Annotated in this window: 15 protein-coding genes; 14 read left to right on the plus strand and 1 reads right to left on the minus strand. The window is 63.6% G+C overall.

The genetic code is table 11. The annotated features are described in order from the left end of the window. Positions 1-36: 36 nt before the first annotated feature. Complete coding sequence (locus tag PZH32_RS08020) at positions 37-1,800, minus strand: FAD-binding protein (RefSeq protein ID WP_275207426.1); 1,764 nt, start codon at positions 1,798-1,800, stop codon at positions 37-39. 191 nt (positions 1,801-1,991) lie between these two features. Here PZH32_RS08020 and PZH32_RS08025 point away from each other — a divergent pair, with 191 nt between their 5' ends. The 14 genes from PZH32_RS08025 to PZH32_RS08090 all read left to right on the plus strand — a co-directional run bounded on the left by PZH32_RS08025 (position 1,992) and on the right by PZH32_RS08090 (position 16,698). Then, a complete protein-coding gene (locus tag PZH32_RS08025) occupies positions 1,992-3,467 on the plus strand; it encodes a response regulator transcription factor (protein ID WP_275207427.1) in 1,476 nt (491 codons plus the stop codon). A 221-nt stretch (positions 3,468-3,688) separates the two neighbouring features. After that, positions 3,689-5,032 carry a phenylacetate--CoA ligase family protein gene (locus tag PZH32_RS08030; protein WP_275207428.1) on the plus strand — a complete coding sequence of 448 codons (1,344 nt, stop codon included), beginning with the start codon at positions 3,689-3,691 and terminating at the stop codon, positions 5,030-5,032. 155 nt (positions 5,033-5,187) lie between these two features. Then, entirely contained in the window at positions 5,188-5,844 is a 657-nt protein-coding gene (locus PZH32_RS08035) for a LysR substrate-binding domain-containing protein (RefSeq protein WP_275207429.1), read from the plus strand. Between the two features lie 3 nt (positions 5,845-5,847). Beyond that, complete coding sequence (locus PZH32_RS08040) at positions 5,848-6,510, plus strand: MarR family winged helix-turn-helix transcriptional regulator (protein WP_275207430.1); 663 nt, start codon at positions 5,848-5,850, stop codon at positions 6,508-6,510. Between the two features lie 110 nt (positions 6,511-6,620). Continuing rightward, entirely contained in the window at positions 6,621-9,104 is a 2,484-nt protein-coding gene (locus PZH32_RS08045; RefSeq protein ID WP_275207431.1) for a molybdopterin-containing oxidoreductase family protein, read from the plus strand. Positions 9,105-9,107: 3 nt separating this feature from the next. Then, positions 9,108-9,731 (plus strand): 4Fe-4S dicluster domain-containing protein, encoded by a 624-nt coding sequence (locus PZH32_RS08050; RefSeq protein ID WP_275207432.1) that lies wholly within the window; start codon positions 9,108-9,110, stop codon positions 9,729-9,731. A gap of 135 nt (positions 9,732-9,866) precedes the next feature. Beyond that, entirely contained in the window at positions 9,867-10,487 is a 621-nt protein-coding gene (locus PZH32_RS08055) for a TorD/DmsD family molecular chaperone (protein ID WP_275207433.1), read from the plus strand. A 94-nt stretch (positions 10,488-10,581) separates the two neighbouring features. Further along, on the plus strand, positions 10,582-11,829 hold the full coding sequence (locus PZH32_RS08060) for a 4Fe-4S binding protein (RefSeq protein WP_275207434.1): 1,248 nt from the start codon (positions 10,582-10,584) through the stop codon (positions 11,827-11,829). Continuing rightward, positions 11,826-12,668: a hypothetical protein gene (locus PZH32_RS08065; protein WP_275207435.1), complete on the plus strand. Its 843-nt coding sequence runs from the start codon at positions 11,826-11,828 to the stop codon at positions 12,666-12,668. Before PZH32_RS08060 ends, PZH32_RS08065 begins: the two co-directional genes overlap by 4 nt. Before the next feature lie 8 nt (positions 12,669-12,676). After that, the gene (locus tag PZH32_RS08070; RefSeq protein WP_275207436.1) at positions 12,677-13,357 is read left to right on the plus strand and encodes a molecular chaperone TorD family protein; all 681 of its coding nucleotides are present in this window, start codon (positions 12,677-12,679) and stop codon (positions 13,355-13,357) included. Positions 13,358-13,470: 113 nt separating this feature from the next. Next, positions 13,471-14,160 (plus strand): 2-oxoacid:acceptor oxidoreductase family protein, encoded by a 690-nt coding sequence (locus PZH32_RS08075; protein ID WP_275207437.1) that lies wholly within the window; start codon positions 13,471-13,473, stop codon positions 14,158-14,160. After that, positions 14,144-14,566 (plus strand): 4Fe-4S dicluster domain-containing protein, encoded by a 423-nt coding sequence (locus PZH32_RS08080; protein ID WP_275207439.1) that lies wholly within the window; start codon positions 14,144-14,146, stop codon positions 14,564-14,566. The genes PZH32_RS08075 and PZH32_RS08080 overlap by 17 nt, the downstream gene beginning before the upstream one ends. Further along, positions 14,567-15,784 (plus strand): pyruvate ferredoxin oxidoreductase, encoded by a 1,218-nt coding sequence (gene porA / locus PZH32_RS08085; RefSeq protein ID WP_275207441.1) that lies wholly within the window; start codon positions 14,567-14,569, stop codon positions 15,782-15,784. Further along, on the plus strand, positions 15,781-16,698 hold the full coding sequence (locus PZH32_RS08090) for a thiamine pyrophosphate-dependent enzyme (protein ID WP_275207442.1): 918 nt from the start codon (positions 15,781-15,783) through the stop codon (positions 16,696-16,698). Before porA ends, PZH32_RS08090 begins: the two co-directional genes overlap by 4 nt. The last annotated feature ends 108 nt before the right edge of the window (positions 16,699-16,806 follow it).

A 16,806-nucleotide genomic window follows, 5' to 3' on the forward strand; every position in this document is an offset into this window, starting at 1 on the left:
ACCCGATGAGCGCAGAAGGCCGAACCTTCCCGGTGCCTATTCGTTGGCAGCGATATGCTTGCCGGTCAGGTAGCCGAAGGTAATGCAGTTGGCGCCGTAGTTGGCTCCTTCAACCATGAAGGTGTAATTTGTGGCGAACATGTCGCCCACCATGGTGCCTACGTTGTACAGCCCGGGAATGGGCTTGTCTTCCTTGTCGCATACGCGCATATGGGCGTCGGTGGCAAGGCCTCCTAGGACGGTAAGGAAGATAAGCATGCCGCCGCTTGATTGGCCATAGTAAGGCCCGTCTCCGAAGGGGTGCAGGCATGCGGGGTCTTTGTGGAAGTCTGTGTCCTCTCCGGCCAGGCACAGTTCATTGTAGTGATTGACGGTGTCAATGGTCTCTGCGGGAAGACCGAGCTGCTCGATCACCCCTTCGAGGGTATCGGCTTTCACCATCGCGCCGGCTTCAACGTCGGCATCCCAGGACTCGACGACGGCCCTGGCGATGGCGTCCTTGTCGCCCTCATGCATGGAGTCGTTGTTCCAGCTGCCCGAGACGGTCTCATCTTTGGCGTAATCTGCTCCCCAGAGGGCGAAGACGGTTTTGCCCGGCTGGCCGTAGTTGTTCATGCCCGCGCAGGGGGAGAGGCAGTTCTCGTTCATGAAGCGCTCACCGTTCATGTTGACGAGCAGACCGAGGAAGTTGCTGTACAGGTTTCGCGGTCCCGGGCCGAAGAAACCGCCCATGACGCAATTGGGGAACACTTTTTGCCACCCGGCGCCCACCCAGAGGCCCATGCGCTGGCCGTCGCCCTTGAAAAGACCGCCGTACTGGAAGCCGGCATCGTAGTTGGTCTCCCCGTCGTAGACTTCGTCGGCAATATAGGGGGCATAGTTAGGCGCGTAGCGGTACATCATGTCGCGGTTGGCCGAGAAGTCGCCTGTGGCCAGCACAACGGCCTTGGAGGCAACATACTTGGCGTAGGTTCCGTCCTCGCGAGAGCAGATGACGGCGCTTACGCGGCCGGTGTTGTTGTCGTCGCGAACAAGTTGCTCGGCCTTGTTGTTGAACTCGATACGGGCGCCCAGGTCCTCCGTCAGATGGCGCGCCAGCTCGCCCACGAGGAGCGGCTGCATCATGCCCGTGCCCGAAGGGATCTCGGGGTCGGGTTCCATGCCGTCGCCGTATTCCCAACCCACCGAGCAGGTTTCGTAGTACAGGCTTGTGGGGCTGCCCGGCGTTCCTTTCTCCACCTTCACCTTGTAGCCGGCGTCCTCCATGAGGTCGATCACCCAGTTCATGGCCGTTTCGCTATGGTTATAGTGTTTGTACCACTTGCGCTCGTCGACTTGATTCCCCGCGTAGAAGATCTCTTTCTGGAACATGAAGGGAGTCAAGCGCTCGAATCCCTCCTGCTGCATAGCCTTGCAGAAGACGGCATTGTTGGAGCCGCCGCGGGCGACAGGTTTGGTGGAGGCGGAAACAACCACCACGTTCGCACCCTCTTCGGCGGCCGATGCTGCGGTTACCAAGCCCGATGTTCCAGCGCCTACCACCACGATTTCTGCTTCGATGGTTTCTGCGATGTCGCTCTCTGGAATAGGGTCGGGGGCAATCTCGAAGGCCCATTCCTTTTGACAGGTTTCAGCTGTCTGCGCCCCCTGGGGCGCAGAGGTGCCTTCGGTAGCTTCCGCGGCGGAAGACGTGTCCTGTGCCTGCGGAGCGCATCCAACTAAGGCGCCTCCAGCCACAAGTGCTCCTGAAGCCAGCGCTCCTTTCAGAAACGAACGTCGTCCCATTGCATGGTGAGTCATGTCGATCCCCTTCCCGATTGAACGTGATTGGTGCCATACTGGCGTAACGCAACCTATTCAACGCGGATCGGAGCCCCGAGGAAACACCCGAAGACCGCCAAATACTCTGTTTTCTCGAATTAGCCCTTCTGGGGGGATGCAATCTTTGGCCACATCAACGATGCTTTTTGTAAGAGGGAAGGGGGAGGAACGTGAAAAGTGCAGCCTTGGGGGCATGGTCGGCTAGCCTTGACAGGGGGAGACGGGTTTGCTGGGACGTCGTAGAGACTGCGCGGTCCCAGAAGCAGGTTTTTGCCGCGCTGGTCTGCTACTGGGTATGGCAGCTGTTCTTTTTCCAAAGTCCTTTTTCGGGGTTGGATAAAGCCGGTGTTCTGGTGACGGGCGTGCCCGAGATCTGTCTTTTGGGGACAAGCCTTGTAACCTATGGTTTGGCCCAACGTTGGGAGGTGCTCCTCTCGTCAGCCGCCGAACGACGGTTTTACCTCGTTTTTGTCGGGACCGCGCTTGCGGGGGGAACGGTGTGCTTTTGCTTGGCACCGAGCTTGGTCCTCTTCCCTGTGCTCTCTTGGACACTTGCCCTTGCGGGCTCGATAGCTATGGGTGCGGCGGCTGCTCTCTATATCATTGAGATGAGCCGTCTTTTCTCTCAGCTCGGTCCCCGCTTCGCGCTTTTCTTGGGCGTGGGAAGCTTACTTCTCGCAGCGCTAGGGCTCGGACTGGTTTCTCTACTTCCTTTCGCTGGGCAAGGTGCGGTGCTTGTCGGGGCGGCAGTGGGGGCTCTGGTGTTCCTTTCCCGCGCGCGATCTCAGTTTCCTCGCAAGCGATTGTTTTCCTGGGGTCAGGACACCGCAATGCGAAAACCGATCAAGCTTTTGGTCACCTGTTTCGTGCAGGGCGCAGCGCTCGGGATCATGTCAGCCTTGGACCCCAGTGCTTCTTCGGGGATGCAGGGGTCGTTTTTGACCGCGACGGCTTTTGCCCTAGGGGCGCTGGTCCTCTTGGCCACGGCGGGGCTTCTGAGCATGGACTTTAACCACCTGCTCTATCAGATAGGCTTTCCTCTTATGGCGCTTGGCTTTCTGGGGCACGTGTGCCTGCCGGGTAACGTCGGAGTGTCAGAGTTTCTTTTCGGTCTGGCCCACTGCTATGTCTATGTGCTGATGACGTGCATCTGCTCCTATTTCAGCAACTGCTTGAAATGTTCGCCTGTATGGATTGTGGCGCTCACCACGCTCTGCATGGTGGGAGGGCAGCTGGTGGGGGTGCTTCTTGTGGAGATCGCGGGCGCGCTTTCGCTTTTGCCGATGACCGCGATGGGGCTCTCCGGGGTTATGACCTTCCTTCTGCCGGTTGCGGCGCTGCTCTTGCTGAGCAACGACAATCCTGTGTCGGGTTGGGGCGCCATGCGGCCCGATCAACGCGGGGAGGAGGGGGATCGCGCACTCTTCGCGAAAATTGCCAGCGACTACCAGCTCACCGCGCGGGAGCATGAGATTACCGAGTATTTGGCGCGAGGGCGCAACAAGCGCTATATCAGTCAAGAACTGGATCTTTCTGAAGAAACGGTAAAGACCCACATGGGTAATATTTACCGCAAACTGCTCGTGCATTCTCAGCAAGAGCTTATCGACTTGGTGGAAAAAGAGCGTCAGGCGCGTGACCGTTAAGGCATTGCTGGGGGGCTGTCCGCGCGGCGGATCGGGGCTGCTTTTACCGCCATCGGTTTGCGCGATGGCGGGCGGGCTTGTTTCCGTATGCCGTTTTCCCTTGCTCTGATCGGGTGTTTCTGGTTTCATACTTCATCGTGAAATAAACGGCGCCGTGGGTTCGCGCGCCGTGGCGCCGGCGCTTGCCCAGCGGGGCGCCCGAGAGACACGAAGGAGCAGTGATGGCGAAGAAGAACATCCCCTACGACCAGAAGTACTACGATCCGGAAATCGAGTGCATGCCGCGCCCCGAGCTTGAGGCTATGCAGCTCGAGCGCCTGCAGGAGATGGTCCAGTACGCCTACGACAACACGGTGTACTACAAGCGCTCCTTCGATGAGGCCGGCGTGAAGCCCGAGGACATCAAGACGCTCGAGGATCTGCAGAAGTTCCCCTTCATCGACAAGAAGACCGAGCGCGAGACCCAGCACGTGGGCTCGTTCTTCGGCGAGATGTGCTCGGTGCCCGAGGAAGACGTCATTTTCATGGCCACCTCCTCCGGTTCCACCGGCGTGCCTACGGTGTCGCCGTTTACCCAGGAGGACTTCGACTTGTGGCAGGACACTGAGGCCCGTCTGTTCTGGCAGGCCGGCATGCGTCCCACCGACCGCTACGTGCACGGTCTGAACTTCGCTCTGTACGTGGGCGGCCCCGACGTCATCGGCGCCCAGCGTCTGGGCGCGCTGGCCATCTGGGTGGGTGCCGTGCCCTCCGACCGCCTCATCTTCGTACTGCAGCAGTACCAGCCCACCATCATCTGGACGTCGCCGTCCTATGCGTGGACCCTGGGCGAGAAGATCAAGGAGAAGGGCCTCGACCCGCGCACCGACTTCTCCATCCACACCATCATTGTGGCCGGCGAGCCGGGCGGTTCCATCCAGTCCACTCGTGAGGCCATCGAGGACCTGTGGGACGCGAAGGTGGTCGACTTCTTCGGCCTGTCCGACATCTACGGCGCCTGCGCGGCCATGTGCGAGGCGAAGGACGGCCTGCACATCGTGGAGGACCAGATCCTCGTGGAAACCGTCGATCCGGCCACGGGCGAGGTGCTCGAGCCTGGCCAGGTGGGCGAGCTGGTTTACACCACGCTTATGAAGAAGGCCCGGCCCATGATCCGCTTCCGCACGGGCGACATTGGTTACTTCTCCACCGAGAAGTGCTCCTGCGGCCGTACCCTGGGCCGCATTCACATTACCGGCCGCAAGGACGAGATGTTCATCGTGGGCGCCGTGAACGTGTTCCCCTCCGACGTGGAGTACGTGGTGCGCGCCGAGAAGGGTCTGACGGGTGAGTACCTCATCCGCGTGTACGACGAGAACTTCTCCACGCGCTACGAGGTGTCCGTCGAGCGCGCCCAGGGTTCCGACGAGCCCTTCGACGCCGTGGCGGCCCGCGTGTCGGCAGCCCTGAAGGCCCACACCGGCGTGAAGCCGGCCAAGGTGCTGGTGTTCGACGCTGGCAAGCTGGGCACCTCCTCCGAGCACAAGGCCAGCCGCTTCATCGACGAGCGCGACAGCGCGAAGTAGGAAAGCGAAATGAGACAAGTCGGCAGGTTGCCTGTCTCTGAGACGGCCGACCGTCTGACTTGTCTCATGGCGGGACCGTCGCTTCGCGACGTTGCTCCGCTGACCTATTGCTCGTGCTAAGATAACGTATCGACCATTTCGAAAGGGATGCCTTTATGACCGCTTACGACTTCGCCATTTCCGGACAGCACTACCTGTTCGACGTGCAGTCCTTCGCCCATACCGTGCTTGCTGCCGGCGGCGACGCTTATTCCTACGGCCTGCTTGACCGCACCACCCAGGGCGTCATCGACGACGTGGTGTCCGGCACGTCCGAGTTGGGCGTCATCATGCAGACGTCGGCCACGGCCGATGCGCTGAACGCCGCGCTGGCCGAGGCCGGCCTGAGCTTCCACGAACTGGCTGTCTCGGCGCCCCTGGTGGCCCTGCCGGCCAGCCATCCGCTGGTGAATGCCAAGTCCCTGGCCATCGAGCAGCTGGCCGACTACCCCTATGTGTACTTCGCTCAGGGAGAAGACGCCCCCATCGCCTTCTACGAGGAGGCCCTGGCCGAGGTGCCGCGTGCCAAGAAGGTGGCCTGCACCGACCGCGCTTCGCTCACCGAGCTCATCATGGCTATCAACGGCTACACCATCACGAGCGGCATTCTGGTGGGCATTACCGACGGCAGTGCGCTGACCACCATTCCGCTGAAGACCTCCGTGCAGCTGCACTTGGGCTACGTGACCGCCGACAACCGCGAGCTCACCGTCATGGGCGAGCGTTTCGTCAGTCATCTGAAGCGCAGTTTGGACTACTACGCTCAGGCGTAGCTTTTGCCGCGGCCGCTGCATACCGAGAATACCTTGATCGGCGCCATCGAGGCTCTGTCTGAGACGGAGCGCTTGGTGGCGCCGACTGGTTTTACGCCCTCCCATATGGCTGTGCTGCAGCTGCTGAGCGTGCGCGAGGGTCTTGGCAATCGCGCCATCGGCGAAGCCCTGGGCTTGTCTGCGCCTACAGTGAGCAGGCTCGTGGAGCGTTTGGGGGCGGTGGGTCTCGTGAGGACGTCCATCGATCCGACGGACTTGCGGCGCAATCTCTTCCGCTTGGAGGTGCAGGCCCACGCCATTCTCTTCGAGCTGCGAAAATCCCTGCTGCCCCACGGCTTGGACGAGGCGCTGGCGCTTCAGAGCGTCTTGGCGCGCACGGCGCGGCAGACGGGGATCTCTCCTGCGGCGTGCCGTGTTGCGGCGGCATCTCCGCAAGGTGGTGCCACGGTCGGCGAGCTGTCCCGAGCCGCGGGCCTTCGGCAGTCGAGCACATCGACGGCCCTCAAGGCATTGGCGGTAGCCCATATGATGCAGCCGATGGACCGTGGGGGAGAGCAGGATGGCCGCTACCGCCGTTACACCCTAACTCATCAGGGAAAACTGCTTCAGGATACCGTATGTGACTGTTATAACTCCATCGTAAATGAAAATAGTTTTGCCAATTGACACTCTGTCGTGCACGGTCTTTTTTCGCCCTCTATACTTCTCGGTAACGTTCCGGAACAACGTTATCAGGAGTCCCGCAACGTGCGGGGGAGAGATTTGAAGGGGGAGTTATGGGAGAGAGTCTTACCCGTCGCAATTTCCTCAAGGCCGGCGCTGTGGCCGCTGGCACCGCGGCGGCGTTTTCGCTGAGCTCGTGCGCCCAGAACACCGAGAATGCCAATCTGGAGGTAGACACCGAGCTGGCCAACACGTCGCTCGTTGATGAACAGGAATTCTTCTGCACCTGCTCGTGGAGCTGCTCGTTCTGCCAGTACAACATCTACACGCGCAACGGCAACGTGAGCCATATGCTGCCGAAGCCCGACTACACCTATCGTACCTGCCTGAAGGGCCGTTCGCGCATTCTGCGCGCCTATTCGCCCTCTCGTGTGCAGTATCCCATGAAACGCGCCGGCTACAGCCTGGACAACCCCAACGGCGAGATGCGCGGCAAGGACGAGTGGGAGCGCATCACCTGGGAAGAGGCCGGCGAGCTCATCGGCGAGCAGTGGAAGCGTACGGCCGAGAAGTACGGCGATCTGGCCAATACCTACTATCAGGGCGGCGGCGGTGCCCAGGGCTCGCTCAACGGCAATGCGGGCCTTATCATGCGCCTGTTCAACGCCACGGGTTGCACGAAGTGGGACTACTCCTTCGACAACGCCACCAACACGGGCCTGACCCGTGCGGGCATCCAGTGGTTCGACCAGTCCGAGCCCCAGGACTTCGTGAATTCCGACTACATCTTCCTGTGCGGCGCGAATCCTGTGGGCGCCCAGATTCAGATGTGGCAGCACATCGCCAACGCCCAGGAGGCCGGCACCAAGCTGGTGTGCGTCGACCCGCTGTTCAGCCCCACCGTGGCCAAGGCCGATAAGTGGATTCCCGTGAAGCCTGGCACCGACCCGGCGCTGTTCCTCGGTCTCATCAAGAAGTTCATGGACGAGGAGACCTACAACGCCGACTTCGTGTTGAACCACACCTGCGCTCCCTTCCTCATCAACAAGGCCGACGGCACCTACCTGACCGGCGACACCGAGGTGGAGGGCGCGCCGTTCTGGGTAACAGGCGAGCCGCAGATGATCAAGCCGAACCTGGTGTGGGACGCCGATCAGAAGAAGCCTGTGTCCTACCAGGAATCCACGAACCCCGCCTGGTCCTCCGGTGACGACAAGTACGTGACCGCTTGGGATATGTTCAAGGAGCACGTGCAGTCCTACACCCTGGACTACGTGATGCAGGTGACCGGCATCTCCGAGGAGGACTTCAACTTCCTCTATGACATGCTGCAGCCGGCCAACAAGATTGCCCACTACATCAACTTCGGCGGCGGTGCCTATGAGAACGGCCTGCATCAGGCCTACGCCATGTCGGCTCTCATTGCCATGACGGGCAACTTCGGCGAGCCCGGCCGTTCCGTCGGCGGCTTCGACGCCATGTACGGCAACTTCTTCGGCCATGCCCTGTGCGCGCCCTCCAACGGTAAGATGGTGTCGTCGGTGACCTTCCTGGCGGCCTGCGACGTGATGAGCTCCGGCAAGCTCATGGGCGAGGACTACCCGGTGAAGGACATCATCATCTCCCATGGCGGCATGATCGGCGGCTCGGTGAACTCCAACCGCGTGAAGGACGAGTTCCTGCGCAAGCTGGAGCAGGTAGTCGTCATCGACCCGTGGATGACCGACACCTGCAAGATGGCCGATATTGTGCTGCCCGCCTGCGACATGTACGAGTTCGAGGACGTGGTGCCGCTGTCCCATGAGCACAATGTGCGCCTGTCCGAGAAGTGCATCGACCCCATGTACGAGGCGAAGCCCGACGCCGAGATCGCCCGCTTCCTGGCACCCTACCTGGGTGTTGAGGACGCCGTGTGCGACGTCACCGACGAGGACTGGTGGAAGGGCACCTTCGACGACGTGCCGGCAGCCGTGGAGTGCGGCATCACGCTGGAGACGCTGCGCCAGAACAAGGAGATGCGCTACGTGAAGGAACAGCCCTACATCGGCAACAAGGGCCTGAATAACTTCATCACCACCACCGGCCGCCTGTACTTCTACGTGGATACTCCGATGCCCCGTACGCCCTCGAATTTCGACGTGGAGTCCGCCTTCGATCGCGAGAAGATGCCCACTTACTTCGAGAACAAGATTGCCGGCGAGAACTCCGAGTATGCGAAGGACTACCCGCTCGTGTGCATCTCGTGGCGCAACCCCACCCGCGTGCACATGACCCAGTTCATGGGCAGCTGGGCCAAGGAAGTGGCACCCGAGCCCATGCTGTTCATCAACCCCGACGATGCCAAGAAGTACGGCATCGAGGACGGCCAGGACATCAAGGTGCACAACTGGCTGGGTCACTGCGTTATGAAGGCCGCCTACCATGTGGGTATGCGACCGGGTATGACCTGCTACTTCAAGGGGTACGCTGAAAACGAGAGCAAGTCCGGCTCCATGGGCGCCATCACGACCGACTACGTCGATCCCTACGCGGTGAACTGCTCGTTCTTCGACAACCGCGTGGCCGTGGAGCCTTGGGACGGAACGGTGGAGGAGTAAATCATGGCACATTACGCAATCGTCGTCGATACGAAGCGCTGCATCGGCTGCTGGTCCTGCGGCGTGGCCTGCAAGCTGGAGCACAATATTCCCAATGATGTGTTTTGGAATCGCACCCTGACCGTGGGCGGCGACCAGCCGAACACCCCATCCGGTACCTACGGCAACTGCCAGATGTCCTTCACACCCGTGCAGTGCAACCACTGCGACAACCCGGCTTGTGTGGAGGTGTGCCCCACGGGCTCTACCTACAAGGATACCGAGACGGGCATCGTCATGCAGACCACCGATGAGTGCATCGGCTGCCAGAGCTGCGTGCAAGCCTGCCCCTATGAGGGCGTGCGCACCTTGCTTGATGCCGAGCCCCAGTACTACGTGGACTTCCCCGTGGGCAACCAGCTGGCCCAAGAGCACCGCGGCAACACCGTGGAGAAGTGCAACCTGTGCTATTTCCGCGTGGCCGAGGGCAAGGACCCGGCCTGCGTCGAGGGCTGCCCGGGCCGCGCCCGCTTCTTCGGCGATTTGGACGATCCGAACTCCGAGGTGTCAAAGCTTCTGGCCGAGCGCGAGAACTTCACGCTGCTGCCCGAAGAGGGCACCGGTCCCAACATCTACTACCTGTCCTAGGTAATCGCCGGCCGGTCCCGACCCCTCCCACGGGGCCGGCCCGCGCGATGGTATCATGACCGCGCATCGACCGAACCGGGTCGATGCGCGCGTCGGTTTTTCGCCGGTCGGTGCATTGTTGTGAAGGAGGCCGCTGTGGCTACCAACCTTTCGAATATGTTCTCGCTGCTGTCTGTGGGCTTTGCTGCGCCCACCCTCGAGCGAGCACGGCTGATGACCGAGGGCACTTTCGCCCGTGAGGTAGGGGAAACGTGGCGGGCGCTCGAACTTGACGAGGCAGATGCCACGGCCTTTGTCGAGGCCATGGCTGCCTACGAGGGGCGCGATGCCGAAGAGGTGCTCCACGAGATTCGCTGCGAGTACACACGGCTGTTCCTGGTTGATCACCTGATCGAGCACACGGAGGGGCCGTGGCGCAAGAAGGCCAACGGGCAGGACACGGTGTTCTACATGATCAACGACATCTCTACCGGCGTGCAGGACTTCATGCGCGCTTGCGGTGTGGTGCGGCCCGCAGGCTACAACGACAGTGTGGATATGATCGACAACGAGTGGTACTTCTGCAGCATTCTGGCCGAAGACCCGGCCTATCTGGCCGAGCACGGGCTGTCGGCCGAGGAGAAGCTGACGGAGTTCGTGGACGAGCATATGCGCCAGTGGGTGCCCGGATTCAGCGACCAGGTAATCGAACAGTCGCGCATTCCCTATTACCGCGCCTTGGCCCAACTGCAGAAAAAGCTGGTCGAAGCCTTGTAGCGCGCGGGGCTGGCAGCGGCGGGCGCGGCCCGTGCGCCGAAGCCCCGGCTTCGCTATCATAGGGTGCATCGGCCGCGTTGGAGAGGGGAGGGGCATGGCCACCGGCGACCGCACGAACAAGATCGTCATCGAGCTGCACGGCGAGCGCTGCCTGCACGCGCGCAGCGTGGGCAGCGCCTGTTCGTTGTGCGCCGACTCGTGCCCTGGCACCGCTCTGCGGCTCGAGGGGCCCGGCGGTGCGCCCGTCATCAACCCGGCGCGCTGTATGCAGTGCGGCCAGTGCCTGACGGCGTGTCCCCTGGAGGTGTTCGAGTCCCCCAGTTTCACCGAGCGTCAGCTGGTGAACCGCATTAAAGGCGAGGAGCCGGTGAGTCTGCGGTGCTTTCTGCCCTACGGGCAACTGGAGGCCCTCGGCCAGGGGCCGCGCACCTACCAGTTGGGCGCCTGCCTGGCTTCGCTGAGCCCCGGCGTCCTGTTCGAACTGGCCCTCTCCCGTCCTTGTGAGCTGCGCACCGAGCGCTGCGAGAGCTGCGGCCTGTTCGCGCGCTTGCGCCCCACCTTCGAGGCCAACGTGACGGCCGCTTTCCGCATGCTGCACGGCGTGCGCGCCTCGGCGAACCTTACGGAGTCGGCGCCGCTGTTCCTGCCGCGCTTGACCGTGCCCCAGGGAGATTCGCCTTTGGCAGCGCCCTCGGCCCGAGCCAGCATTCGCGCGCTGTTCGGCGGGGTGCGTCGCCAGGCGTCGCCGGCGAAGAAGCGCTCGCCGCTGGCCCTGCGTCAGCGCAGCAAGCACGTGCCCGTTTGGCGCCGCCGTGCGGCCGAGCTGTGGACGCGCCAGGGATTTTCCGCCTCGGGAGCCTGCGACTTCGCGTGGCCCGAGCTGGTGGCCGACCCTGAGAAGTGCCGGGCCTGCGGTGTGTGCATGCAGATGTGCCCCACGGGCTCCATCAGCCATTACCTCGAGGATGGCGTGTTCTCCCACGTGTTCGTGCCCGGCACCTGCGTGAACTGCGGGCTGTGTCTGGCGGTGTGCCCCGAGGGCGCGCTTTCCCGCGACTACCGTGCGTTCGCTCACCCCTTCCAGGGAGTGGAGTGCTTCTCGCGCGACGCCCACCGCTGCGAGCGCTGCGGCATGCCCGTGCTGAGCGGCGCCGACGACCGTTTGTGCCCGCCCTGCGCCGCCGAGGCGGCGCGCCCCAGTCTGGTGTCGCGCATCCGGGCCCAACTGGGCGTGGAATCGCCCGCTGAGCGCTCTGCGCGCGAGGGCGGTCGGGCCTGGGAGGTCGTGCCCGAAGCCCGGGATGATGCCCCCAAGGTCAACGGAGAGGGGGAGCGGCCATGAGCGCGACTCCGGCCCGGTTGTCCGATCCCGCCACCGTGGCGGTGCTGCATCGGCTGTACGAGCTGATGGACGATGCCTGCCGCAGGGCGAGCGACCTTGACTTGCCCGGCGCGGCCGTGCTGGCTGATGTGACCGCCCGCAGCCAAGGCCTTTCCCTGCGGAAGCTGCGCGAGGACTACGGGTTCTGCGCCGAGGCCGCCGAGGGGACGGCGCCGTTCGTTCGGCCCCTGGCCGAGCGTGAGCTGGCGGCGCTGGGGCGCAGCGCCGAGGACCGCCGCGCCCTGGCCCTGTGCGCCACGGCCAAGGGGGCGGAGCGCTCGGCGCTGATCGATCGTGCGCTCGGGGCCCGGATGGTGGAGACGTTTCCGGGCTTGACGGAGGAGAGCTTCGATCAACTGGTCGAATTGGGCTACGGCTACGCCCGGGCTGTGGGGCATCCTGCCGCGGCCGCGGGCCTGTTCCCGGCGCCGGTGTTGCGTCAGCTGGTCGCATTCTGGCATCGGGTGGTGCTCATTGCCGCGCGGTTCGGCATGACGTCGCTGCAGGTGGTGGTGCTGGGCCGGGTGTGCGTCAGTCGTCCGGGGCTTTCCGCGGGGACGCGGGCCGAGGACCTGGGGCTGTCCGAGCGTTTTCTAGACGTGCAGATGGAGGGCTTGCGCGACCGCGGGCTGGTTCTTGAGGGCGATGTCCTGGGCTGCACCGAGGCAGGGTTCCAGCGCATCACCGACTTCACCCAGCGCTTGGCGGCTGCTCAGGCCGAGAAGTGGGAGGCATTGTCCGTGCCGGAGCGCACGGCCCTGGGTAAGCTGTTGCAGTACGTCCTGTACCTGTTCTCCTAGGGGCGCCCATGGTAGACGAGGCGCTGCTTGATTTCGGCCCGGCCGACGAGGAGGAACTGGAGGCCCTGCGCCTTCTGGCCTCCAGTTTGGCGCGCCTGTTCTCCTATCCCTCCGTCGAGGAGGCCCGGGTGTTCACCGACGGCGAGTCGGTGCAGTTTCTCATGGGCTTGGCTGCTCGTATCCAGGCGCCCGACGCCCTCTTGGAGCAGCGGGCTTCCCAGGCTCTGGCCTGGGCCGCCAAGCCCGCCGATGAGCGGGGCCAGACGATGCGCCGCGAGCTGACGCGCCTGTGCTATCGCCCCGAGGCCCCCGTGCCGCTGGAGGGCCGGCGCTGGGTGCGTCGCGATCCCGCCGAGCCCGAGGCGCGTCTGGGGGAGTCGGCCAGCGTGGCGCAGAGTTACCGTGCCGCCGGCCTGAAGCTGCGCGTCGGAGTGGTGGAGGGGTCCGATGCTCTTCCCACTGAGCTGGACTTTCTTGCTGCGGTGCTGGGCCAGGAGCTTGCTTTCGGGCGCGAGGGCAACGGTGCCCAGGCGCTTGTCTGGAAGCGTCGCCGCACCGTGTTCGCCGAGCGGCACTTGGGGCCTCTGGCCCGCGCCGTGGGCCAGGGCATTGAGCGCCTCAGCACCTGGCCGCCGTTGCTGCTGTGGACGGCGCTGCTGCAAATTGCCGTGCATCGGTGCGGCTACTAGGCCTGGTCGCCTTTCGTCCATTGGGGAGCCCCGCAGGCTGTGCGGTCAACTATACTGAACGTGGTGCGCTTGAGCGGCGCGCGTTTTAAAGGGCAATTACAAAGGACAAACCTATGGTGGAAGTTATTTGGCATGCCCGCGGGGGTCAGGGCGCCTTTACGGCGGCTCGGTGCCTGGGGGCCGCGGCGGCGCTTTCCGCGGGGCACTCGGCGCTGGCGTTTCCCACGTTCGGTCCCGAGCGGCGCGGCGCGCCCATGCGGGCCTTCACGAAGATCTCGGACGCGCCCATCGGCGACCGCAGCGCGGTGCAGAAGGCCGATTTCGTGGTGTATCTGGATGAGACGCTGCTGGAGGACGGTTGGGAATCCGAGCTGAAAGAGGGCGGTCTCGTGCTGTTGAATACGCGCCGCGCCATCGATGATCCGCGCATCGTGGCGGTGGACGCCGACGGCATTTCCCAAGCGGTGCTGAAGCGCCCCATTCCCAACACTGTGTTCCTGGGCGTCATTCCGGCCCTGACCGACGTAGTTAACTTGGCTGACATTCAGGAGGGCATCTGCGCCACCATGCCGGCCAAGCTTCACGAGAAGAATCTGGCCATTGTGGAGGCAGCTTACGGGCAGGTGGCCGAGCGGGAAATTGCGGGCGCGCGCTCGTTCGTCGAGGGCGAGCAGCCGGCCGTGGAGGTCACCCAGTCCCTGAATGAAAAGGACCCGCTGTTCAACTTGGCTGCCGAGATTCTGGTCGAGGGCGATTCCCTGGCCGACGGAGAGGAGAGGAGTGCCAATGGACGCGATTTCTAGCCCGCGACGGCCCTTCACGCCGTTTCTGCGCGACGGGCTGTCAACACCGCCCGAGGAGTACGCGCGCAGCACTTGCTATACCGCCGGCTTCCTGACCTCGATCAATGCCGGTTGGCGTAGCGAGAAGCCCCTTATCGACCCGGTGCAGTGCACGCTCTGCCTGAACTGCTACATGTACTGCCCCGACGGCACCGTGTTCAAGGTGCGCGACGAAGAGGGCGTGCTCACGGCCGTGGCCATCGACTACGATTTCTGCAAGGGCTGCGGGGTGTGCGCCAAGGTGTGTCCCGCCGACTGCATTGCCATGGTGGACGAGCATGCCGGTGAGAACGAGGGTGCCCCCGTTGACGAGGAAACAGCCGCGGGACTGCCGTCCGTCGACGGACCCGTTGGGGAGGTGGCATAGATGCGGAAGTTTCTTTCGGGCAACGAGGCCTTTGCCGAGGGCGTGCGCCTGGCGCGTCCCCAGGTGATCAGCGCGTACCCCATTACGCCCCAAACTACCGTGGTGGAAGCGCTTTCGGTGATGGTGGAAGAGGGCTCGCTGGATTGCGAGTACCTGCACGTGGAAAGCGAGCACACGGCCCTGTCGGCGGCCATCGGCGCGGCGGCCACGGGTGCGCGCACCTTTACGGCCACATCTTCCCAGGGTCTGCTGTACATGGCCGAGTGTCTGACCTATGCCTCGGGAGGCCGGTTCCCCATTGTGATGATGAACGCCAACCGCGCACTGGCGCTGCCGTGGAACATCTACGGCGACCAGCGCGACTCGCTGTCGCTTTTGGACCACGGCTGGATTCAGGTGTATGCCGAGAACAACCAGGAGGCGCTGGATCTGGCGCTCATGGCCTATGCCGTGGCCGAGGACGAGCGCGTGTCGCTGCCAGTGATGGTGAATGTGGACGGCTTCGCGCTTACCCATACCTACGAGTCGGTGGAAATTCCCACGGCCGAGGAGGCCGATGCCTTCCTGCCGCCGTATCGCACTGACAATCAGTTCGACTTCGGCGCCCCGAAGAACATCGGTTACTCCGCCGGTCCCGAGTACAACCGCTTCTACCAGTACCAGCACCACCGCGACATGCGCGCGGCGGAAGCGGTCGTTGCGGAAGTGGAGGCGCGGTTTGCGGAAACCGTGGGGCGTCAGTATCCGGGCATGGTTGAGACCTACCAGTGCGACGACGCGGAGTTCGTGCTGGTCACGCTGGGCTCGGCGGCGGGTTTGGCTCGCGATGTGGTAGACGGCCTGCGGGCGGCGGGGAAGCGCGCCGGCATGCTGCGCATCCGCTATCTGCGCCCGATGCCCGACCGCCTGATTGCGCAGGCCCTGGCCGGCGTGCGCGCCGTGGGCGTGCTGGAGCAGGATATCTCCTTCGGCGCCGAGGGCACCGTGTTCACCAATGTTCTGTCGGCCTTGGCCCGGCACGGGGCTTGTCCGCCGGCTCTGAACTTCATTGGGGGCTTGGGCGGCGACGATATCTCCCGCGCCCAGATGGAGGACGCCTTTGCCGCCTTGGAGCAGCTGGCCGGCACTCAGGAGCGCCTGGCCGACCCCGTGCGGTTCCTAGGCATCGACGACGCGCAGGTTGTTTCGGCGTCGGCAACGGAAGGAGGTGCGCGATGAGCGTCAACGCCCGTACCATTACCGACGAGGAATTCTTCTACGGTCATAAGGCCTGTCCGGGCTGCGGCGGTGCCCTGGTGGTGCGCCAGGCGCTGAAGGTGCTGGGACCGCAAGCCGTGGCCGCGCTGCCCGCCGGCTGTATGAGTGCCACGGGTTTCAACTTCCCGCAGCTGGCCTTCGGCAACAACGCCATGATCACGCCCTTCGCCGCCACGGCCTCGGTGCTTTCGGGCATTGAGGCAGGCTTGCGTGCTCAGGGGAAAAAGCCCGAGGAGTGCACCGTGGTGGGCTTCGCCGGTGACGGCGGCACGGCTGACATCGGGCTGCAGGCGCTGTCCGGCGCCATCGATCGCAACGACGACGTGCTCTATATCTGCTACGACAACGAGGCCTACATGAACACGGGCATTCAGAAGTCGAGCCTCACGCCGCGGGGCGCATCCACCACTACCACGCCGGCGGGTAAGAACGCCCACGGCTGCCTCACCAACAAGAAGAGCCTTTTCGAGATTGTGGCCGCCCATCATATTCCCTATGCTGCCACGGCGAGTGTGGGCTATCTGAACGACTTCATCAAGAAGGTGGAGCGCGCTCGCGACATCAAGGGAACCCGCTTTATCCACGTGATGGCGCCGTGCCCGGTGGGGTGGGGCTTCCCCAGCGCCGACATGGTGGATGTGGCGAAGGAGATTGTGGACACGGGCCTGTGGTACCTGGCCGAGTACGAGGGCGACGCGGTAAGCGGCGTTCCCGGCGGCGTGTTCCGCCTGAATCGCAACCCGAAGCAGTTCAAGCCTATCGAGCCCTATCTGCGTCGTCAGGGCCGTTTCAGCGCCGATGATGAGGCGGACTTGGCCGCCCTCGAGGCCGTTCGGGACGCCCAATGGGCCTTCATGCGCGAGCGGTGGGTGTAAGCCCCTGCTGCGGACCGTGCTGATCACAGGTGCGGCCCGTGGCACGTTGGCCGGAGAAGGAGGATCGCCGTCCGAGAGCGCGCTGCGTCCGCGAAGGGCGGCGATGCG

Source organism: Adlercreutzia equolifaciens (assembly GCF_029076695.1).
GTDB lineage: Bacteria > Actinomycetota > Coriobacteriia > Coriobacteriales > Eggerthellaceae > Adlercreutzia > Adlercreutzia equolifaciens_A.